Annotated in this window: 19 protein-coding genes, 1 pseudogene and 1 riboswitch; of the genes and pseudogenes, 3 read left to right on the top strand and 17 right to left on the bottom strand. The window is 60.5% G+C overall.

What is annotated here, in order from left to right:
- Positions 1-153: 153 nt before the first annotated feature.
- Positions 154-1,335, bottom strand: coding sequence for a helix-turn-helix transcriptional regulator (locus BTUS_RS01390; protein WP_245543345.1), 1,182 nt, complete (start codon positions 1,333-1,335; stop codon positions 154-156).
- 134 nt (positions 1,336-1,469) lie between these two features.
- Between BTUS_RS01390 and BTUS_RS19165 the strand changes: the two genes are divergently transcribed.
- The 3 genes from BTUS_RS19165 to BTUS_RS01375 all read left to right on the top strand — a co-directional run bounded on the left by BTUS_RS19165 (position 1,470) and on the right by BTUS_RS01375 (position 3,655).
- Positions 1,470-1,679 (top strand): SDH family Clp fold serine proteinase, encoded by a 210-nt coding sequence (locus BTUS_RS19165; protein ID WP_218917978.1) that lies wholly within the window; start codon positions 1,470-1,472, stop codon positions 1,677-1,679.
- 79 nt (positions 1,680-1,758) lie between these two features.
- Positions 1,759-2,607 (top strand): c-type cytochrome, encoded by an 849-nt coding sequence (locus BTUS_RS01380; RefSeq protein WP_013074340.1) that lies wholly within the window; start codon positions 1,759-1,761, stop codon positions 2,605-2,607.
- A 229-nt stretch (positions 2,608-2,836) separates the two neighbouring features.
- The gene (locus BTUS_RS01375; RefSeq protein WP_013074339.1) at positions 2,837-3,655 is read left to right on the top strand and encodes a c-type cytochrome; all 819 of its coding nucleotides are present in this window, start codon (positions 2,837-2,839) and stop codon (positions 3,653-3,655) included.
- A 122-nt stretch (positions 3,656-3,777) separates the two neighbouring features.
- Here the strand turns inward: BTUS_RS01375 and BTUS_RS01370 are convergent, their stop codons facing one another.
- The 16 genes and pseudogenes from BTUS_RS01370 to BTUS_RS01295 form a co-directional block, all read right to left on the bottom strand.
- Positions 3,778-4,440, bottom strand: a complete 663-nt coding sequence (locus BTUS_RS01370) for a cyclase family protein (protein WP_013074338.1) — start codon at positions 4,438-4,440, stop codon at positions 3,778-3,780.
- Between the two features lie 5 nt (positions 4,441-4,445).
- Positions 4,446-5,309 (bottom strand): carbon-nitrogen hydrolase family protein, encoded by an 864-nt coding sequence (locus tag BTUS_RS01365; RefSeq protein ID WP_013074337.1) that lies wholly within the window; start codon positions 5,307-5,309, stop codon positions 4,446-4,448.
- Between the two features lie 2 nt (positions 5,310-5,311).
- Positions 5,312-6,685, bottom strand: a complete 1,374-nt coding sequence (locus BTUS_RS01360; protein ID WP_013074336.1) for a purine-cytosine permease family protein — start codon at positions 6,683-6,685, stop codon at positions 5,312-5,314.
- Positions 6,678-7,643 carry an agmatinase gene (gene speB, locus BTUS_RS01355; RefSeq protein ID WP_013074335.1) on the bottom strand — a complete coding sequence of 322 codons (966 nt, stop codon included), beginning with the start codon at positions 7,641-7,643 and terminating at the stop codon, positions 6,678-6,680. Before speB ends, BTUS_RS01360 begins: the two co-directional genes overlap by 8 nt.
- A 259-nt stretch (positions 7,644-7,902) precedes the next feature.
- On the bottom strand, positions 7,903-9,444 hold the full coding sequence (locus tag BTUS_RS01350) for a sigma-54 interaction domain-containing protein (RefSeq protein WP_013074334.1): 1,542 nt from the start codon (positions 9,442-9,444) through the stop codon (positions 7,903-7,905).
- A gap of 104 nt (positions 9,445-9,548) precedes the next feature.
- The gene (locus BTUS_RS01345; RefSeq protein WP_013074333.1) at positions 9,549-9,734 is read right to left on the bottom strand and encodes a hypothetical protein; all 186 of its coding nucleotides are present in this window, start codon (positions 9,732-9,734) and stop codon (positions 9,549-9,551) included.
- Entirely contained in the window at positions 9,731-11,113 is a 1,383-nt protein-coding gene (locus BTUS_RS01340) for an NCS2 family permease (RefSeq protein WP_013074332.1), read from the bottom strand. Before BTUS_RS01340 ends, BTUS_RS01345 begins: the two co-directional genes overlap by 4 nt.
- Before the next feature lie 16 nt (positions 11,114-11,129).
- Positions 11,130-12,722 carry a glutamine-hydrolyzing GMP synthase gene (guaA, locus tag BTUS_RS01335; protein WP_013074331.1) on the bottom strand — a complete coding sequence of 531 codons (1,593 nt, stop codon included), beginning with the start codon at positions 12,720-12,722 and terminating at the stop codon, positions 11,130-11,132.
- A 99-nt stretch (positions 12,723-12,821) separates the two neighbouring features.
- Positions 12,822-12,922: riboswitch (purine riboswitch) on the bottom strand.
- 101 nt (positions 12,923-13,023) lie between these two features.
- Positions 13,024-15,693: a transglutaminase domain-containing protein gene (locus tag BTUS_RS01330; RefSeq protein ID WP_013074330.1), complete on the bottom strand. Its 2,670-nt coding sequence runs from the start codon at positions 15,691-15,693 to the stop codon at positions 13,024-13,026.
- Entirely contained in the window at positions 15,690-16,823 is a 1,134-nt protein-coding gene (locus BTUS_RS01320) for a DUF58 domain-containing protein (RefSeq protein WP_041303541.1), read from the bottom strand. The genes BTUS_RS01330 and BTUS_RS01320 overlap by 4 nt, the downstream gene beginning before the upstream one ends.
- The gene (locus BTUS_RS01315) at positions 16,820-17,812 is read right to left on the bottom strand and encodes an AAA family ATPase (protein WP_052300512.1); all 993 of its coding nucleotides are present in this window, start codon (positions 17,810-17,812) and stop codon (positions 16,820-16,822) included. Before BTUS_RS01315 ends, BTUS_RS01320 begins: the two co-directional genes overlap by 4 nt.
- A gap of 79 nt (positions 17,813-17,891) precedes the next feature.
- Positions 17,892-19,043 (bottom strand): murein hydrolase activator EnvC family protein, encoded by a 1,152-nt coding sequence (locus BTUS_RS16590; protein WP_013074327.1) that lies wholly within the window; start codon positions 19,041-19,043, stop codon positions 17,892-17,894.
- 179 nt (positions 19,044-19,222) lie between these two features.
- Entirely contained in the window at positions 19,223-19,384 is a 162-nt protein-coding gene (locus tag BTUS_RS18275) for a hypothetical protein (RefSeq protein WP_013074326.1), read from the bottom strand.
- 384 nt (positions 19,385-19,768) lie between these two features.
- Positions 19,769-20,743 carry an aldo/keto reductase gene (locus BTUS_RS01305; RefSeq protein WP_013074325.1) on the bottom strand — a complete coding sequence of 325 codons (975 nt, stop codon included), beginning with the start codon at positions 20,741-20,743 and terminating at the stop codon, positions 19,769-19,771.
- A 55-nt stretch (positions 20,744-20,798) separates the two neighbouring features.
- Entirely contained in the window at positions 20,799-21,242 is a 444-nt protein-coding gene (locus BTUS_RS01300) for a cupin domain-containing protein (protein WP_013074324.1), read from the bottom strand.
- Positions 21,243-21,373: 131 nt separating this feature from the next.
- Positions 21,374-21,496: pseudogene (locus BTUS_RS01295) on the bottom strand (tRNA-binding protein); the annotation flags it as partial.
- Positions 21,497-21,634: the final 138 nt, after the last annotated feature.

Here is a 21,634-nt window from a genome sequence, read left to right as displayed (position 1 = left end):
CCACCTGGCCGCCACCGCCCACAAGCCACAACGTCCCCCGCCCACACATCCCCGGTCGCCTCTTTCCCATGGTTAGATCATTAAAAAAGATACTTCTGTATTGTAGCCACCCTGCCGGCGGCGGCCAGGGAGAGCCGGGCTCTCCCGACCGATTTAGATTTTCTGGACCCCTTCATAGTTTTCCAGCCATTGCCGTAAGATGCCGACCATATGATCGCGATACTGCTTCGGCTCAAGGATCTCTGCGTCCGGTCCGTAGGTCCACAACCAGCGCAAAAATTCGCTCGCCCCGTTCACGACGACTTGAAACCAGAGTGATCCGTCTGCCAATTCGCGGATCTGGGGGCGGAGGAACAACTCTTCCTCCTTGACATAACGCGCCACCTTGGGGGAAAATTTCACAACAAACCGGATGAGAGACGCCCCCCGTTCAATCGACCAGGTATATTTCATATATTCATTCAAATCAAAAGGCCTCTTTTCATACTCGCCATCCAGTACCCGAAGCTCGAGAAATCGGCTGACCCGGAAGGTGCGAAATGCGTTGCGGGTGTGACAATAACCGATCACATAAAACCGATGTTCCCGGGGAATGAGATAGTAGGGATCTATTCGCCGCCAATCGGTCTGGTCCCGGCTCTGGGAATGATAGAGGGCTTTCACCGGCCGCCTGTGGATCACCGCCTGGAGCAATTCGGGAAAAACGTTGGGCGTTTCCGGCGCCCAGGCCGGGTTCCCCAACCGCACCACATCCCCGATGCGCTCCAAAAACTCCTGGTTGACTTTCTTCTCTTTCGCATGGGCGGCCATGACCTTCTGGTAAGCCGTTTTCCAGCCCGGCGGCAACGGTCTGTGGGCGGTTTCCACCCAGGCGGCCACCGCCTGGAGCCCGGCGATTTCCTCTTCGGTAAGATCCAGGGGATACAGAGCGAACTGTCCCACAAAACGATAACCTTCCCCCCGGCGCCCTTTCGAAATCGTCGTAATCTGGGCGAGCCGATCGATGTCCCGGTAGATCGTCCGCTCGGTGACCTCGCATTCTTCGGCGAGGCGCTTGGCCCGAATCCCCGGGTATGCCTGAATCAGCGTGATGAGTTTGAGTAAGCGGTACAGCTGATTATCCATGGCAACCCCCGCGTTTTCTTTTATTATAATAAAGGCGCGTGAAGAGACAATCGAGTAGGAGAGGGCGGCTAGCCCCCGTCCTCTCACACCACCGGACATGCGGGTCCGCATCCGTGCGCGCAGTTCACGGTATCGCATCCGGAACCGTTTCCACTGTTTCCAGAGACACATCCGCAGCCTCCGCCGTATCCATCCTTCGATCGCTCGCATCGCGAGCCCTTCTTCCGGGGCGAAACCCGTAGCTGGCCTCCGGGATCTGGCCGAGATCCTCTCGGGAGGAACCTGGACCCACGATTACCCTGTACCGGCTGCTGCGGGATTTCGGCCTTCCGGTGAGCACCGACATGCCCGAAGAGATTTATGCCCTCATGGACCTCTATCCTCAGCCGCCTCAGCGCCGGCCCACGGCGGGCTATGTTCCGCTCCCCAACCACCGACCGCGCCCCCGGCGCAAAACCGCTAGGTCTTATAACTTTGGCGGAAAAAATAGTACGAATGTCCCAATGCCAGCTGGGGCATTCCTCCCAAGAAATCATCTCCTCAACATGTCATAATACGTTTACGGGCACAGGAATTTTTTCAGAGTGATGTCGGAATTTCACTATATTCTACCGGTGATGGGGGGCGTCCCGCATGGGCTCACGCATCGCCCTGTTCTCTGTCGCAGCCGCGGCGGCTGTTTTGTTGTCCGCTTGTACGGCACCTACCACTGGCCCCGCCCCGTTGAAAAGTCCCTCTCCGGAGGGATCGACGGCGGTGACATTCAATCCTCCCAGTATCGACAGCGTGCCGAACGACGAGAACGGAAAAGCAATCAAACTTGGCTATGATCTCATGAACGACACCAAGAAACTGTTGCCGAACAACGTTGGGAACCAGCTGTCCTGCTCGAGTTGCCACGCCCAGGCGGGAACGGTCGAGAAGGAGTTGAGCCTCGTCGGTGTAGCCTCCGTCTATCCGCAGTACCGGGACCGGGAAGCGGCAATCTCGACCTTGGAGGACCGGGTGAACCAATGCCTGCAGCGCAGCATGAATGGAAAGCCGATTCCCTACGACAGTACCGAGATGCGGGCCTTCTCCATGTACATGTCTTACATCTCCAAGGGAATTCCAGAGGGGACCAATCCACCCTGGAGGGGGCAAAATGTAAAAATCGACGTCTCTAATCCCAATCTTCAGGAAGGGCAGAAACTGTACCAACAATCCTGTGCCGCCTGCCATGGAGCGAACGGTGAAGGTACCCCGGCGGGACCCGCGGTCTGGGGCCCGAACTCTTTCAACGACGGGGCTGGAATGGCCAATCTCTCCAAGATGGCCGCTTTTGTTAAAGTGAACATGCCAAAAGCCCCGATGGGCGGGGAGAACCCCGGGGCACTGACCGACGCCCAGGCCCGGGACGTCTCGGCCTGGATCTTGTCCCACGACCGGCCTCATTTTCCTGGAAAATCGAAGGACTTCCCGAAAGGGAGGCCGCAGAATTAGGACAAACCCGAGACTGCCCCCCTTCCCGGCGGGCAGTCTCCTCCTGTGCCCGCCACTTCAGGAACAACCCGGCGTCCTCGATTCGCTACAAATAGTTCATTCTAACCACGCATTCCTGACACAGTTGGATCATAATACATAGAGGGGTATGGTAGACTCATTGTAGGTACTAATTGTCAGAACCAACCGCCGCAATCGGGGGGTAGGAATTTTTATGAGGAGGGGTGTTATGGGCCCACGCTTTACGTTGTTGTCTGTGGCCGTCACCGCGGCCGTACTGCTTTCCGCTTGCTCGGCTCCCGCAACATCGAAGCCCGCGTCGGCTTCAACGCTGACCTTCAATCCTCCGAGCATCGACAGCGCGTCGAACGACGAAAACGGAAAGGCAATCCAACTCGGCTACAAGCTCATGACCGAAACCAAACAGTTGTTGCCCAACAACGTGGGGAACGACCTCAGTTGCTCCAGCTGCCACGCTGACGCCGGTACGGTCAAAAATGAGTTAAACCTCGTTGGTATTGCCGCTGTGTACCCGCAGTTCCGGACCCGGGAGCACGCCGTATCCACCCTGGAAGACCGAGTGAATCAATGTTTTGAACGCAGCATGAACGGCAAGACCATCCCCTATGACAGCACCGAGATGCGCGCATTTATGATGTATCTTTCCTACATTTCGAAAGGGATTCCTGATGGTACGAACCCTCCGTGGCGGGGACTGGCCAAGTTCGACGTCTCCAACCCCAACCTGCAAGACGGGGAAAAGATCTTCCAGCAATCCTGCGCCACGTGTCACGGGGCGAACGGCCAGGGCGGGTACGGACCAGCCCTTTGGGGCCCGAACTCTTTCAACGACGGTGCCGGCATGGCAAACCTTTCGAATATGGCCGCCTTCGTGAAAGAAAGCATGCCCAAAGCCCCAATGGGCGGGGTTAACCCGGGGGATCTGACCCAGGCCCAGGCCCGGGATGTGTCCGCATGGGTTCTTTCCCACCCGCGTCCCCATTTCCTCGGTCCCGGCAAGGGGAGCACCCCACCAAAGAGTCAATAACCTGCAGCGCGAACACACGCGCATTTTCGCTGCGGAAAGGTTGGGAGCGGCGGACGATCCTTCGGCCGCTCCCCCCTCCCAAACCGTTGCAAGCCCCCGCATGAATACCTCTGAGACTCGCATTACTCAGGATCACCCAGATCCATGGCCACCGCCCGGACCGGCGATCCATCGGCCCCCTCGATCCGGAGGGGAAACACCACAATGACAGGATCGGCGAAATCCACCGCGTTCAGATTGCACAAATTTTCGATAATAATCCCTCCTGCCGCGGTGATTGCCCGGTGCACGGGATAGTCCGTTTCCCCGGTGGGATCGATGCTCATCGCATCGATACCGAAGACCCGAACACCCCGCTCAAGGAGTGCCTCAATCACCCGCACCTCGACATAGGGATGGCGAACGTAGTCGGCCTCCCCGGCCTTGCGCCACCATCCCGTCGCAAAGAGGACCAGTTGCCCGGGTTCGGCCCGCTCCACCCACGGAGCCACCTCCTCGAGGCAGATGCATTCCCTCGGTCCTTTTCCCGGGACGGGAATGATCAGCCCCGTGCCGACGAACCACTCCAGGGGCAGGGAGTCTATCCGGGCGCCGCCCTCGGAAAAATGATACGGCGCATCCACATGGGTCCCGGTGTGGGTTCCCAAGTGAAGATGGGAGACATTAAAGCCATCCTTGTCAAGGGTAGCCGCGGGTTGCAGATCCGGCTGCGGATCCCCGGGATACACCGGCATGCCCCTTCGGATGGGCATGGAGAGATCCACGATCTTCCGAGGTCGAAACATCGGCATCACCTCACCGTCTCATGATAACATTCCGGCCGTCTCTCCCGCAGCATCGTATAAAAATGGCTTCGGTGCCGATCCACATCGGCGAGATCAATCCACGCCGCCGCCAAGCCGGGCTTTTCACCAAGCCCCGTCACCAATACCCCCGTGGGATCGTATACGGCGCTGCCTCCACAGAAGTCAAGGGTCCGAGGTTGGCCCATCTGGTTACTGACGGCGAGAAAAAGCGTATTGTCCAGGGCCCGGGCGGCGGCGAAGCGCTGAAAAGGCCCGCCATAGGGTTTCTCCCAGGCACTTCCCGCCCAAATCATCTCTGCCCCGGCCAGGGCGAGGGTGCGGGCCAGTTCCGGAAAGGCCAGATCCCAACAGATCATCAGGCCCACCCGGCCCATGGGCGTATCGAACACCACCGACTCGTCGCCGGGCGTGAACACGTCGCCCTCCGCTCCGGCCAGGTGAATTTTGCGATAGTTCCCCAAGGAAGATCCCTCCGGGCCCACGCACTGCAAAGCATTGTACATCCGCCCGTCCTCACTTCGCTCCGCATATCCGTAGACCACATAGGCGGACGCCCGGCGAGCCATGGAGGCCACGCGACGGAACGAGGGACCGTTCCTCGGCTCAGCGAGCTCCCCCATCTCTTGCGGCGTGGCTTCATAGCCCGGGACGCACAACTCCGGAAACACATAAACCCGCAGCGAATCCGGGGAGGAAACCACCGGCTCCTCCCCATTGGCCCGCTCCTCTCTCTTCACCCGGAACTCGGCAACTAAGTCTTCAGCCACGGCCCGCTCCATCTTTGCCAGGTTCTCCTCCACCGCTCCGACGTCGTAGCGATCCTGCACCACGGCGATGCGAACCTTCATCCTCAGGCCTCCTCACCCAGGCCATACTCCGCCCGGGACTCCCCCTCGGCCGACGCCCCTACCTTCATAAGCACCCAGTAAACCCCCGAGGTGAGCAGAAACGTCAGTACCGTCGTCCCGGTGGGCAGGGTGTGGACGTAGGAAAAATAATACGCGAACGCCGCCCCGATGATGTAGGCGAGATAGGCCCGCACGTTCACCCCGCTCCGATACCAGTAAAGTTTCTTGTGGCCCGTCACAATCTCTAGGGCGTCATAGTTCTTGCGGCGCAAGATATAGTAATCTGTCAACAGGATCGCCCCCACCGGAATGAAAAGGGTACCCACCATGAGGAGAAAATTTTGGAAATGCTCGAGGAGCCAATCCTGCAGCATCGCCCCGGCGATGGCGACTAGGCCCATCACCGCGGTGGGAATCCAAAATCGATGGCCGGGAAAGATGGCCAAATACGACATAGTGGCACTGTACAAGGCCATGACGTTCGTAGACACCACAGACAGGAAAATGACCACCGCCGCCACAAAGCCAAGGGCAGGATTCGCTTGTCCAATTAGTTCAGTCGGATCATAGGTCTGGGTCATGTTCCCCAGAATCGAGAATCCGGACACCGTGGCACCCAAGCCCATGGCCACCAAAGTCGCCACGTTGTAGCCGAGATACGTCCCGGCGAAGGCGGTCCCTTCCGACCGACAATTGCGATTATAATCGGACGCCGAGGACAGCCACGAAAAGGCGGTGGCGACGACGATGTCAAAGGCGACCATCACTGTGAGCTGAGGATGCTCGCTCGCCGCCATAGAAATCAGATTCCCGATGTTAAATTTCATGAACATATAGCCGAACACCACCACGGACAACACGAGCATCGCCGTGGCAATGAGGTTCTCTGTCCGCTCGATCCCGCGGTGGCCGTAGATGGTGATAACCACGACAATGACCTCCGTCAGGATCGTAAACAAGGCCACATTGCTATAACCCGTCAGGTACTCCACCGCGTGATCGAGGCTCAACCCCGCCATATAAGCCTGGATCCAACTCCATCCGATAAGAACAATCGTATTGACCGCCGACGGGAGGGCCGCACCCCGGTGTCCAAAGGCCCCCCGGGTGAGGATCATCGTCGGCAGTCCAGTGCGCATCCCGATATTGCCCGTCAACGCCAGGGCAATCCCTCCGACCAACGAACCGAGCAGAATGATGGCGATCGCCTGCAGGTACGGCAAATCCGGCACCAACAGCATGCCCGTGAACACGGTGGTGACTACGAAATTGGCCGCCACCCAGAGAGAGAAGATGGAAAAGAACCCCATGGAGCGCTTGTCCCGGGGAACCGGGTGCACACTGTCCTGACCAAAGGAAGACGTAAAATCAGCCATCCCGATGACCTCCTCTCTTTCCTAGAGCGAGAAGGGCGATAAATTCGTACACCACGTTCGCCGCGGCCGCGGCGGTGATCTGGCCACTGTCGTACGCGGGCAGGACCTCCACCAGGTCATACGCGACGATGTTCAGACCCGCGAGTCCCCGTACCAACTGTTGAGCCTGGGCAACCGTGACACCGGCTACCTCGGGAGTCCCCGTCCCGGGTGCGTACACGGGATCGAGAAAATCGATATCAAAGGAGAGAAACGTGGGCCCGCTCCCGACGCGTTCCCGGATCAACCGGATCATCTCGGGAATTCCCATGGCGAGCAAGTCGTCGGTGGTGTACACGGCAAACCCCAACTGCCGGGCATCGTCGAGATCCTTTGGCCCGTACAACGGCCCGCGCATCCCCACCTGAATCACCCGCTCCGGAGCCAACAGCCCCTCCTCCGCAGCCCGGCGGAAAGGCGTCCCATGATTGTATTTTTGGCCAAAATAACTGTCCCAGGTGTCCGAGTGAGAGTCGAAATGAATGAGCCCCACGGGGCCATAGCGCTTCGCCACAGCCCGAAGCTCCCCTAAGGTAATACTGTGGTCCCCGCCAAGGATGATGGGCACAATGCCGTGATCGAGCAATGGCGTCAAGCCTTCGACCATCCGGCGGTACGTTTCCTCGATGTAGCCCGGTACCACCGGCAGGTCCCCGTAATCGATCCCCGAGACATAATCGAACACGCAGATGTCCTGCTGGGGATGATAGGGTCGGAGCAACACGGAAAAATCTCGGATGTGCGCCGGACCAAACCGGGCGCCGGTCCGGTAAGACTGGCCGGTGTCAAAAGGCACCCCGACCACGGCAAAATCGATCGGTTCTGCGGTGTCAAGATGTTCCACATAGGGCAGGCGCATAAAGGTGCGAACTCCACAAAATCGAGGCGACTCAAAAGAATCCTTCGGTTGATACGACATTTCGATCCCTCCTGGGCGAAGGGATCATGCAGGATTCGTGCCATGTTAGAATACATAACGTATCGAGGAGAGGTTTGAAGGGTCAGTGGGGAAAGAAGTACAGAAAATCCAAGTGATTTTTTAAGGCTGTCTGGTGCTGGCTCCATCCAGCAAACGAACAGTTTGGTCGTCAAACTTATACAGATCTGTATAAGTCCCTATACAAGTTCGTATAACAGCACCCCTTCTCAGCAGCCAGTCCGCCTGGCCAGTTCCCGGCCTAGCCCGTGGAACCAAAATACCGCCGCAGCTTCCGGACCACCGTCGGTTGACTGACGCCGAGAAGGGAAGCCATCTCCGTGGTGCTCCGACATCGGCGCCGGGCCTCGTCAAGCAGATGCCGTTCATAGGCCGCCACCAGGTCAGGCAAGGGCAGGGCCCCCAAACCCGGGGACGGAGGATCCGACAGGTTGTCGTCCATCCTGTGCCCGTTTCCCGCAGCATCGCCGAAAAGTAGATCGGTCGGCTGGATGACCTCACCCTCTACGAGGAGAACCAGGCGCTCGATCAGGTTTTCCAACTCCCGCACATTGCCGGGCCACGAATAGTTGACCAACTGCCGAAGCGCCCCGGGATCGATCCTCTTCCGGGCGTGGTATTTTGCATTGTACCGTTCGAGGAAGTATCCGGCCAGCCCCGGGATATCCTCCCGCCGCTCCCGCAAGGGCGGAATCGTCACGGGAACCGTATTTAGACGATAAAACAGATCTTCCCGAAAAGCCCCTGCCCGCACTAACGCCTCGAGATCGCGATTGGTCGCGGCAATCAGGCGAAAATTCGAGTGGACCGGCGCCCGACCTCCGACGCGATAGAAGGTTTTTTCCTGGATCACTTTCAAGAGCTTGACCTGAAGGGGAAGGGGCAGATCACCCACCTCATCGAGGAACAACGTTCCCCCGTGGGCCAGTTCAATGAGCCCGATTTTGCCGGATTTGAGTGCTCCGGTAAAGGTCCCTCGTTCGTAGCCGAACAATTCGGATTCCGCCAAGGATTCCGGAAGGGCCCCACTGTTGATCTCGATAAACGGGCCCTCGGCCCGGGGACTGTGCTGGTGCAGATAGCGAGCGAACACGCCCTTGCCCACCCCGGATTCCCCTCGAAGCAAGACGGTGACATCATGCTTGGCCAATTGGGCCATCTGGCGCACCAGATCCTTCATGGCCCCGCTCTCCACCACGAGTCCATCGACTTCGGTATCCAAGCTTCGCCGGTGTTCCAGCTCTCGGGTGACCCGGCCCATCTGCTGCTGAAGTTCGGCAAGATGCTCTTTTAATTCGATCAGTTCGGTGATGTCGTGGGAGTACGAAACCACCCGGACAATCCGCCCTTCGGAATCAAACACCGGGGTGGCGGTGACCAACTTCTTACTGCCATCGGCCGTGGTTTGGATCACCGTCTGCCGAGTCCCGGTGACCAGAACCCGCAGAGTGATAGATGGGCGAAAAATGCCTTGCCGTTCGAGTTCCGCAACAGATTGCCCCACCAGCTCTTCCGGGCTTCGACCGTACACGCGCTGACAGGACCGACTAGCCCGCAGGACGACCCCACGGCCATCGGTGATAACGATGTCGTCGTACACGGAGTTCAAGATCATCTCCAGTTCCTCTTCCGGCCCGGGGTCCCACTCAGGTTCCTGCGGCTGCTCGGTCTGTCCGGAGAGCGCCGGCTGCACGTCTGGGTCCGCCGGGAAACTCTGACCTGAAAGACCCTGGCCGTGCTCGGAGGCACTCGTACCCCGGCCTTTCCGATCGTCTCCTGCCATTCTGGCACCCCTCCATTCGCAGAACGGCTCCCGCCGCCCAACCGCCCTGTCCGGTTCCCTGACGTATCTATGCATCCATTATACCTTGACCGGTCAGCGATTCTCTACAGAGCGCCCACCACGTCCGTTACCGTTTTTCCGTCCCGGACGGCTTCGCGCAGGTGCTGTTCCAACTCCGCCTTCATCTCGTCCACTTGGGTGCGCGGAATGTCCCGAACAATATTGATCGTAAAATAACCGGGGTCGCGCTGGGTCGCGCAAACCCCGGCTGAAATCCCGCTCCCGGTCAAACGCCCAAGAAAATATACCGCAGCACCACCAGCACCGCGAGAATCCACATCAGCCAGTGGATCGGCTCCTTCTCCTTTGTGAACACATTGCGCAGGGCCGCGAGCAGGACGTAAAACACGATGCCCGCGGAGATACCGTTGGCGATGCTGTAGGTGAAGGGCATCAGGGCGATGGTGAGAAAGGCCGGAATGCCCTTGACGGGATCGACAAAATCAATATTCCGCACCGCCTGGATCATCAGCACCCCGACGATGATCAGCGCCGGCGCCGTGGCCGAGTCGGGAATCACGGCTGCAATTGGCGCCAGCAAGAATGTGGCGAGCAAAAAGAGCACCCCGGTGGTGATGGCCGTGAGCCCGGTACGCCCGCCCTCGGCCACCCCCGAGGCGCTCTCGACGAAGGCCGTGATGGTGCTGGTCCCCAGCAGCGCCCCCAGGCTCACCCCGGTGGCATCCACGAGCATGGCCCGGCCCAGGGTCTTCTCCCCTTCCGGCCCTTTCAACAGCCCGGCCTTGTTGGTCGTCCCGATGAGGGTCCCAAAGGTGTCGAAGAGCTCCACGAAGGTGAACACCGCCACCACTTCAATCAAACCCATGTGGATCGCGCCCATGATATCCAGCTGACCCACGGCCAGATGTTCAGCACTGGGGAGCATCGGGGTCTGGGTCAGTTTGGAGAGGTCCGTTTGTCCCATCGGAATTCCGATCACCGTGGTGAGCAGGATCCCGATCAGCAGCGCCCCCCGCACCCTCAGGGCCATGAGCACCGCGATGATGATCAGGCCGATAATCGTCAACAAAGCCCCGCGGTTCTGGGTGAAGTTCGTCAGGAGGATATTCCACTCAAAAAACTGCAACACCGGGGTGCCCCCGCCGGCGATGGCATTTTGCGACGGGCCCCCCACGTACTGCACACCGGTGATCTGCCCGGTTTTTAACCCGATGAGTGTGATGAATAAACCAATGCCCACGGTGATGGCCATTTTCAGCGCATCGGGAACCGCCACCACCAAAAGCTGCCGGATTTTCGTCACCGTCAGGATGATAAAAATGATACCGGATATAAAAACCGCCCCAAGGGCGACTTGCCAAGACATCATGCCTCCCTTGGAGGCGGCGATCACGGCAAAATAGGCGTTGAGCCCCATCCCGGGCGCGAGAGCCACGGGGATGTTGGCCACCAGCCCCATAAGGATGGTGACGAGTCCGGCCCCGACGGCGGTGGCGAAAAAGACGGCACTTTTGTCCATGCCCGTCACCGAGAGGATATTGGGATTGAGGAAAAGAATGTAGGCCATGGTCATGAAGGTGGTGAGCCCGGCTAAAATCTCCGTCCCGACGCTTGTCCCCCGTTCCCGGAGGTGGAAAAATCTGTCCATCGGTAATCTCCCCTTTCTATTCCCATTCGATGGTGGCGGGCGGCTTGGAGGTGATGTCGTAAACCACGCGATTGACCTGGGGCACTTCGGCGACGATGCGGCCGGAGAGCCTCTCCAGGACCTCATAGGGAATCCGGGCAAAATCAGCCGTCATCCCGTCCCGGGAGGTCACCGCCCGGATGGCGATGGTGTGGGCGTACGTCCGCTCGTCCCCCATGACCCCGACACTGCGCACATCGGGGAGCACGGCAAAATACTGCCAAATCTCCCGGTGGAGACCCGCTTTGCGGATCTCCTCCCGAACCACGGCGTCCGCCTCCCGGAGGATGGACAGCCGCTCCTGCGTCACCTCGCCCAGGATCCGGATGGCCAATCCCGGGCCGGGAAAGGGCTGGCGCCAAACGATGTCCTCGGGGATTCCGAGCTCTGTGCCCAGCGCCCGCACTTCATCCTTGAACAAGGTGTTGAGGGGCTCGATCAACCGGAAGGACATCCTCTCCGGCAGGCCGCCGACGTTGTGGTGTGATTTAATTGTCGCCGCCGTTTTGGTGCCGCTTTCGATAATATCTGTGTACAGCGTTCCCTGAGCCAGGAAGTCAAATTTCCCGAGCCGGTCCGCCTCTTCCTCGAATACCCGGATAAACTCTTCCCCGATGATTTTGCGCTTTTGCTCCGGATCCCGGACGCCCACCAGGCGGGCGAGGAACCGCCCCCCCGCATCCACTCGGACGATTTTCATGCCGAATCCTCTGCCGAAGGCTTCCATGACGCGATCCGCTTCACCCTTGCGCAGAAGGCCGTGATCCACAAAGACGCAGGTCAGTCGATCCCCCACCGCCCGGTGCACGAGAACGGCGGCCACGGCGCTGTCCACCCCGCCTGACAGGGCGCACAACACTTGGCCGTTCCCAACCTGCCGCCGGATCTCCTCCACCGCCTCCCGGGCGTAGGAGGACATGGTCCAGCCGCCGGTGCAGCCGCAGATGTCGTAGACAAAACGCCTCAGCATGTCCTGGCCGAACTCGGTGTGCTGGACCTCGGGGTGAAATTGCACGGCGTAAAGGGGTTTTTCCCGGTGGTGCATGGCCGCCACCGGACACCGGTCCGTCCGCCCTTCCACCACAAATCCCTCGGGCGGAGCGGTGACGACATCCCCGTGGCTCATCCAAACGGTCTGCCGCTCGGGCAGCCCGTCCAGCAAGTCCGGCTGAGAGCCCGGGGTATTCGCCGCATGACCCGAAACGCCGGCGGAGACGGAGGCTGGGCTCGGCACCCGCTCGAGGAGGGCCTTTCCGTACTCCCCGGCCGCTGCCCGGTCCACCGGGGCGGAAAAATGCGCCGCCATGAGCTGCATGCCGTAGCAAATCCCCAACACCGGGATGCCCCACTCGTAGATCTGCGGATCCACCGCGGGTGCCCCCGGGGCGTACACGCTGTTGGGGCCGCCGGAAAAGATGATGCCCCGGGGACCACGCCGACGCAATTCGTCGAGGTTCACATCCGGGGGCAACAGTTCGGAGTATACCTGCAACTCACGAATCCGACGGGCGATGAGCTGATTGTACTGGCCGCCGAAGTCCAGCACGGCGATCCATTCGTGCGGTTCCATAATCTCCCTCCCCACAACAAAACCATCCGCCACCTCAGCCCCAAGCAACGGTATCATAACCGTCCTTTCCCATGGGTATACGAGGCAGACGGATGGTTTTTCCAATCCGCACTCCCCCGTAGTCGGGCGATTTCCGGTCGCCCGGTAGAGACTGCCGGGCCTATTCCCGGCATTATACGGGTCCGTGGCTGCACGTGCGGCCACAGGGATATTCTCTTACCGATCATGCCCTTGAAGGCCAGTCATGTCCCCACATCATGGTACAGGACCGCCACCATTCCGTCAATTGGAGGAAGACCGGTTACATCGGCGGGCTCGGGGTGCGCCGGAACCTGCGCCACCGCCCGCGGAGTTGGGATTCCCCCACAATCCTGGCGATTTCCTGCCAAGCCACGCTGACGGCCCCGAGACGTTGCCCGTCGGGCGCGCCTCCGTCGGGCCCGGGCTCCACAGCCCCCGGAGCCCTGTTGGGAACCACCCTCTCCGTCACGGGTTTCGTCCTGCCCTTCGACTCCTCCGCCGGTCCTTCCGGAACCTGTCCGTACAGCGCCGACTCCAGGGCGGCCAACAGCCGCCCGACGGAACCTGCCGCCTGTGGCACTTCCCAAGCCAACGTCTGCACAATATCCCTCACCGTCGTATCCCGGGTGAGGGGGTGGCCCCGCCGGACGTACCAATCCTGCAGCCGACCCACCGCATCCCCGGCATCCTGCGGTGGGGGTGTGGCAAACAGCTGCCGAGTCTCCGGAGGCACTCGCCGGAAAGTCCAACCCCGCCGCCTCAGAACGAAAGTGACTGCGGCGCCGGCAGCCACGATCACCAACGCCCCGACTCCCGTCCCCAAAAGGATCCGGCCCGGCACCCCGCCGAGACCGACGCGGGAAAGCAGTCCGCCGCCCGTTCCCTCTCCGCCGGGGTAGCCAGATCCGGGCCCATTGATACCCTCGGAGACGGAAGGCGGCGGTGGCGTCCCCCGAGAGGGATTTTGGGGAGAGGCGCTGCCCCCCGTCGCTCCTGATCCTTGCACCGAGTCCTGACCATTGGAGCCCCCTGGCTCCAGCGCCCCGGAATTCACTGACGCCCCTGATACGACTGAAGGTGTCGGGTCAAAGGGCATCCACCCATATCCGGGAATCCATATCTCCACCCAGGAATGGGCATCCGCATTGCTTACCGCGTAAAGTTTGTTTCCGGATTCCAGGGTCTGGACCGGGCGCCCCGGGGCGAATCCCTTGACCCAGCGAGTGGGGAGCCCGACGCTCCGGGCCATGACCGCCATCGCCGTCGAAAAATGGTCGCAATAGCCAATTTTGGACTCGAAGAGAAACTGGTCCACAAAATCCTGCCCGGGCCGGGGCACAGGAATCTGCTGGGTTTCATACTGATAGTGGCCTTTCAGGTACTGGATGAGGGCCTGGGCTTTCCCGTAAACGCTGGGCTGATCGGCGGTGATTGTCCGGGCCAACTGCACCACCCGGGCGGGGACGTCAGGAGGAAGTTGCAAATCCGCGCGAACGGTGGGCGGCAGGCCGGCGGGATCGACGGGCAAGGCTTGTTTCGCTCCCTCCGGCACACTGACGGGAACTGATGATTCCACCGTATACCGGTCTCCGGGCATCAAATTCCCGAACGACATCCAGGCACCGGCGGGATCCGTTCGAAACGCCCCCTCGTGATTCAAGGCCACAGACACCACCCGGGTGAGCGGATAGGCCGCCACCACCACCGGAAGGGGGCCACTTTGCACAGTGATCGACTGGCGAAGGGTACGGGTGGAAACCCCGTACAGGGTTCCATCCGCCGGCCAAGGGAGCCGGCCCCCTTGCAATAGAGCCTGAAAGACCCGGTTGTCCGCCGACGAAGGGGATGCGGCCCAGCCATGTCCAGTGTACACGTCCCGGGTTTCCCCCCGATAATACGTCGCCTCGGGCGCGATAACGGTGAAGGCCACGGTGGAATCCTGGACAAAGGAGCCGCCCAGTTCAAGGTCGTTCTCGCCGTACCCGATCTTTTTTAAAGGAGCGGATGATCGGCCAGTTAGCAACTGCAGAGGATCCGGCCATGCCGGGGGCTCTTTGGGGACCAAAAGCCCGACTCCCCCCGCCGTGACGGAAAGAGCTAGCCCAGCAGCCAGAGCCCGTTTCGGGCAAGACTTCCATTGTCCCCACCAGAGTCCCCGGGCAGTGGCCGCCAGGAGGATGCCGAGAATCACGGTGCCGACCAGGGCCACCGCCTGGTTGACAAAAAACGAGTCGGTCAGTGCCAGCACCATCTCCCCGGCCAAAAGCCAGGTCCATATCAGGCCTCTCTCCACCGAGCGGGCGAAAACCCAGGTGGTCAGGCCGCACAACAGGACGGCCGCCCCTCTTCCCAGGGGCCCCTGAGCATTTACCAGGAGGTCAGTCCATCGGCCGTCCAGCGCCGCCCCCACCACCCGGACCAGTTGAGCTGCGGTGGTGCCCCACCAAGAAACCGGCTGCTCCGATCCGGACCCCGACGCGGAGGCACCGGGTACCACAGTGGAGGCCTGCCCCCCATCCCCAGGGGCCCCAACGCTCCCTGCCACCGACCATCCCGGCCGGCCCACCGCGGCTCCATCCAGTGCCACCCCCGGGGGACCGACTCCTCCCGACAGCACCCCGGGGCCAGGCCCTCCCCACGATCCGGCCCACCACAAAAATCCAGCCAAAAGAACCAGCAGGGGAAGGCGCCACCTGAGCCTGGTCGTCACGACCAAGATGTAGACTCCCACCACGTAAAAGCCCCAAAGCCAAGGCCAGGGGTCACCCCCCGCCTTGGCGACAGCGGCCGCCACCCAAGCCATCCACAAAAAAGCGAGAATGTGAACCGCCCACGGTCTGCGCGCCGCTCCCTTCCGAAGGCGGGCCGCCGTCCCCTCCCCGCGCCTGGTTCCCGGCTCCCTGCGCACGGTTCCCGCTTGGCTGTCTCCCATCGCGCCCTTTCTGATCATCCAGGTGCCCCTTTCCTCTCACCCCGAGAACCGACAGGACGGTCTGACATCGGTTCCCGCCCTTCGGTTCCCCGGGCCACATAGAGCACGGCTTCTCCGCCCCGGCCGCGCCAGCGCCGGATCACCTCTTCCCACTCTTCGGCGCCCGCGTTTCCCGTGATGACAATCGCTTCTTCCCCGACGCGCAGCCCCACTTCCCGGGCAACCCGGTCGACCATCGCCCCGCCCTTTTCCCCGGCGGGCTCCCCCCACCGGGCTGCGGCCAAAGCCCGACGAACGGCCGGCCACAGCGGGCCCTTCCCCCGGGGTCCCCGAACCCACCAACCGTCAGTGGTCCAAAATCCCCCTTCTCCTGACCTGTCCCGTTCCAGCACCACCGCCGTCGCCGCCCGCACCGCCTGTTCGAAAGCGCCGGGATCCCCCGCATATGCCTGCCGTCGCAGGTCGAGGCACACCACCCACCGCCCGGGATCTCCCGCTTCCGCCTCCCGGGACTGGAGCAGGCCCTGGGCCGCCGTGGCCCGCCAGTGAATCCAGTTCAGTCGATCCCCGGGGCGGTAGGGTCTTGCCGTCATCCCCGGCCGTTCCTCCCGAAACCCTTTGTGAGCCGGGGCCCTGAGAATTTGCAGCCCGGCTCGCTCCTCCAGGGGCTGGGGATAGACAACCACCGTCGGTCCGTTGCCGACCTTCATCCGCACATGGTACAAGCCAAAAAAATCACTGATTTCTACCTCCACCGGGGCGAGGCGGTACTCACCCCTCGCCAGGGGACCCACGGGCGCTTGGCGTCTCCCCGCCCATTCGCCGGGTGGAAGAACGGTGGCCCATTCTGCCGCCCCCACCTTGACCCGGGCCCAGGTCAGCCAAGAGGCCCACCGCCATCGGCGCCAGCGGAGTTCCACCACGAGTTCCTCCCCGGCCCATAGGGATTCTTTGTCCGCAGCCACCGTTACTTCCCATCCCCGGGTGCTCGTCCACACCGCCATCCACTCATAGGCAAACAAAACGGCCACCACGGCAAATAAATACCAGCCGGAAAATCCTCCCTGGATCTTTGCGAAGGCATACCCCATGGCGAGAACGGCCATGGTCCAGCCGACGACCCGGAGGTAGGCCAAAGCCGCCCTCAAAGTTGTCCGACCCTTCCCCGGCTCCGGGGGACCTCCACCTGACCCAAAACCTCCGCGACCACGCCGCCCGACTCTTTGTCCCGATACCTGGCTTCGGGACGCAAAGTGATCCGGTGGGCCAGCACCGCCTTCGCCACCGCCTGAACGTCATCGGGAACCACATAGTCCCGGCCCTCCGTCACCGCGTGAGCCTGGGCCGCCCGCATGAGCCCCAGACTCGCCCGGGGGCTCGCCCCGAGCTCGACGTCGGGATGACGTCGCGTGGCCCGCACCACATCGACGATATACCCCTCCATGATATCATCCACATAAACCCTCGATGCGGTCGCCTGCCATTGGCGCAGCTCTTCGACACTGAGCACGGCCGACAGTTGGCGTTCCGCTTCCTGCCTCCGGAACTGCGCCAGGATGTTCATCTCCTGGCTGCGTTCGGGATACCCGAGGTGCAGCCGCATCAGAAACCGGTCCAACTGAGCTTCCGGCAGCGGATACGTCCCCTCGTACTCGATGGGATTCTGGGTCGCCATCACGAGGAAGGGCTTGGGAAGGCTATAGGTGACGCCGTCCACCGTAACCGACTGCTCTTCCATGGCCTCCAAAAGGGCCGATTGCGTCCGGGGAGAAGCCCGGTTGATCTCGTCCGCCAGTACGATTTCGGAAAAAATCGGCCCGGGGTAAAATTCGAACTCCCGGGTTTTCTGATTAAAAATCGCGGCTCCGGTCACGTCCGCCGGCAAAAGATCCGGGGTAAACTGAATTCGGCGAAATCCGCAGCCAATGGTTCTGGCCAATGCCCGGGCTAGAAGCGTCTTCCCTACCCCGGGGACATCCTCCAACAAGATGTGACCCTCTGCCAATAGGGCGACCAGCGCCAAGCGCACCACCGATTCCTTGCCGAGGATCACCTCTCCGACCTGTCGGAGAACCCGGGCCAAGGGCTCCGGTGTCCCCCCGCCCTCCACCAGCGGCACCGGCCGCTCCTGGATCATGAAAATCCCCCCAGTATAAAATAAGCCGGGGTATCCCCGGCCTGGACGCCACCCGGTCGCTTCCCGGGTATTCCCTTCTTTAAATATACCCGTGCGGATTCACCGTGACCATCCTTCCGCCACTAAACCCGGTTATAACACTGAAATGCAGGTGGGGCCCCGTGGACTCTCCATCCGATCCCACCAATCCAATGACCTGGCCCCGCTTGACCTGCTGGCCCGGCGCCACCAACACGCCGCCTGCATACATGTGCCCGTAAACGCTCATGAGCCCGTTGGCGTGGCGAATCACAATCCAGTGTCCGAATCCGCTGGCCGGTCCGGCGTATACCACCACGCCGTCGTCCACGGCGACAATGGGCGAACCCAGCGGCGCCCCGATATCCACCCCATTATGGGGGACACTCCGCCCGCTGGTATCCCCGTAATCCGAAGTGATCGTATGAGAACTGGGCACCGGCCACAACCACGGGTGGCTCGTCCCCTCCACCACCACATTGTTCTGTTGCATCGCCGCCAACTGGGCCTGGATCGCAGCACTCAAGGAATCCATCGCCGCCTGTTCCTGGGCGTACTCCTGCTCCTGCTGTTGTTTCGCCTGTTGAACCTGACTCAGCTGCTCCTGTTGCATCTGCTTTTGAGCTTCCAATTGGCGTTTCGTATCGGACATCCGGGCCAAAGCCGCTTGTTGCTGCTGGCGCTCGGCTTCCAACTGAGCTTTGAGTGCCTGAACCTGATCCCGCTTCTTCTTCGTATCCTCAAGAAGTTTCTTATCCTGTTCGGCAATCGTCTTCAATGCGTACAATCGATCGACAAAATCGCTGAAGCTCGTCGACGAGAGGAGCACCTCCAGATAGCTGACGGTACCATCTTCATACATGGCCCGAAGCCGTTGGTTGAGCAAATCCTGCCGGATCTGGAGTTGTTCCTCCGCAGCGGTGAGCTTCTGCTGGGTATCCGCAATCTGTGCGTTCAAGCTCTGCAGCTGCCCTTGGAGATCGGAAATCTGCTGCTGGGTCTGTTGGACCTGATTCTGCAATTGCTGGATCTGCTCCTCGATAGTAACCGCCCGGCTCCGCAATTGCTGAATCTGAGCAGCGGTGTTCTTGTGCTTGGCCTGAATCTCCTGTAACTGGCGCTGGGAATCGGCCACATTCGCCTGAGCCACAGGCAAAGCCATTCCTGTCAACAGGACCCCGGCCAAGACCGCCGAGACTCCTCGTCGCTGCACGCTTCTCCCTCCCCTCGTACATAAGACCGCCTTTTTAATTCGACATTGTCCGGCAAAATCCCTGCCGCCCCCGTCGAATTTCGGCGAACGAAAGAGAGGGCAACAAAAATGTCACAAAAAAGGAGCGCCGCTGGGTAGCGACCCTCCCGGTATCCGCCGTCTCATCCAGACGCCAAACCTTAACCAGCCGTCCGCAAAAACGTGAGTTTCCCGTCCTCGCTGATTTCGTACACTTTGATCTGATCGCCCTGTTTCTGGATGACGTGGCAACATTCGCGACAATAGTAGTGGTGCCCGCCGATCTTGCCGACGGTGCGCTTTCCACAGACGGGGCATACCATGTGGGACCCCACCATCCTTTTCAAGTTGACACCATGTCTCTGGAACAGAGATAACGACGACTCGACTCTACGGAAGCCTCTCGTTCCGAGCAGCATCCGTTAGAGCCATCTGACACGTCCCCGGTGTGCCACCGGCGGCAGTTTCACCATACGGAAACCTAAATTATAACATAACGGACGCTCCGCGGCACCAAACCGACCCTCGCGATCGGCACAGTGCAGACCGTCCTTACAATGATTCTAACCAAATTTCTAGTTTCCGCAATCCATATTTTCACACGTCCCTGGGCTCCCCACACGTTGACGCCCTATCACGTGAAATGAGCGCCCTATTCCTCCCTTATGCAAGCCCAGAGAACAACATACGGCCTAAAACTTCTATACCTAACCAAGCCGATAACTCGCGAAAGGTTCGCTTCTCCGGAACGGTTCACTGATCCGGTCCAGCTCGGCGGCCAAATCCTCATCTAAAATCACATCCGCCGCCCGCAGATTCTCTTCGACCTGTTCAACCCGGGTGGCGCCGACGATCACCGTCGACACAGCGGGGCGGCTCAACAACCAAGCTAGGGACAGAGCTCCGGCAGCCAAACCCCGCTCCTCGGCCAATCGGGAAACCTGGCGGCCCAATTCGAGCCGGGCCGGGTCAAGGCGTTTGGCAAAATTCGGATCCTTATCCGCCCGGGACCCTTTGGGGGCATCGTCCTTGGAGGTGTATTTCCCCGTCAGAATACCTCCCGCCAATGGAAAATACGGAATAATGCCGATCCCCTGGTCCAGACACAGCGGAACCAATTCGATCTCCACCGTTCGATCCGCCAAGGAGTAACACGGCTGGATGGAGACGTACCGGGTCAAGCCCAGCCGGTCGCTCACCCCCAGGGCTTTCATCAATTCCCAGGCCGCATAGTTCGAAGCACCGATATAGCGGATCTTTCCCGCCCGTACGAGATCATCCAGGGTGCCAAGGGTTTCCTCCAGAGGGGTATAGGGATCAAAGGTGTGAATCTGATAGAGGTCGACATAATCCGTTTTCAACCGCCGCAAACTGCGCTCCAGTTCCCTGCGGATATGATAACGAGAAGCTCCTCGGTCGTTGGGTCCGCTGCCGCAGGGAAGCCCCGCCTTCGTTGCGAGAATGACTTGGTCCCGCCGCCCCTGGAGGGCTTCGCCGATGATCTCCTCGGAACGAGACCCGCTGTAGATATTGGCCGTGTCAATAAAGTTGACTCCTCGATCCAGGGCCGCGTGGATAACCCGGATCGACGTCTCCCGGTCCGCCCGGGAGCCAAAAGCATTGGTTCCCAGGCCCACCACAGAAACTTCCAGACCGCTGGCGCCGAGCCGCCGATACTCCATTCCCCGACCTCCCCGATCCGTTAAATAATCAGCCCTCAGGAGATGATCCGGGCCTTCAGGCCCCCGGCCAAGAGACTCCGCCTTCGACGATAATCCCGTCAGAACCCGACCACGTCTGCAAGCTGCCCTGTGGCGCCTGGATAACGATCATATACAGATCTTCTTCCGAGTTGTTCCGCCATGCTCGCGTTCCGCCCGGAGCCACGCGCACCACGGTGCCCTCCCGAAGGTCGATGACGTCCCCGTCCACCTGAAACTGGCCCGAGCCTTTGATGCATATGTAGAGTTCTTCATTGTTTTTATGTTGATGGGCAAACGGAGCAGACTGACCGGGACCGATCTTGTTTAAAGAGACTTCCATCCCCGTGAGACCGAGGGGCCTCTTCAAAAATACCTTGCCAGGGCTTTTCGTCTCGAACTGATCCAACGCACTGAACTCACCCGCATGGACGACGGAATAGTTTTTCCCTTCCATCGCAACACCCAACACCTCGCCCACGTTCATCCCTCCTCGCCATAATTCAACCGGTGCCCAGGACGCTCCTGAGCCGGTCGGTCGCTATATCCATAACCATTATATTCTATCCACGGAAAATATACTAGCCCCGTGAACGTATCCCACCTCACTTGGCCCAGCGAGCCAAAATCAATCTCCATGCGGATCGCCGGCACCCGGGCTTCGGGAAAGGGTTCCGCCTTCACCCCAGTCCCGACCCGGATATCGAGGTTCGCACAATCCTCCACAGCGGCCATTTCAGCCCTCCTGTTCACTCGGTTTTTCATTTTAGCCGGTTTCGGGCTCCCGGTTCCCTTAACGATATTGTTAGGTTATCTTTGGAATAGGATGACAAAATGACGTCTCTTTTTAAGCTGCGACTTTTTATCATAGAT

This window comes from Kyrpidia tusciae DSM 2912 (genome assembly GCF_000092905.1).
Classification (GTDB): Bacteria; Bacillota; Bacilli; order Kyrpidiales; family Kyrpidiaceae; genus Kyrpidia; species Kyrpidia tusciae.
This window is presented reverse-complemented; position numbering and strand designations above follow the sequence as displayed.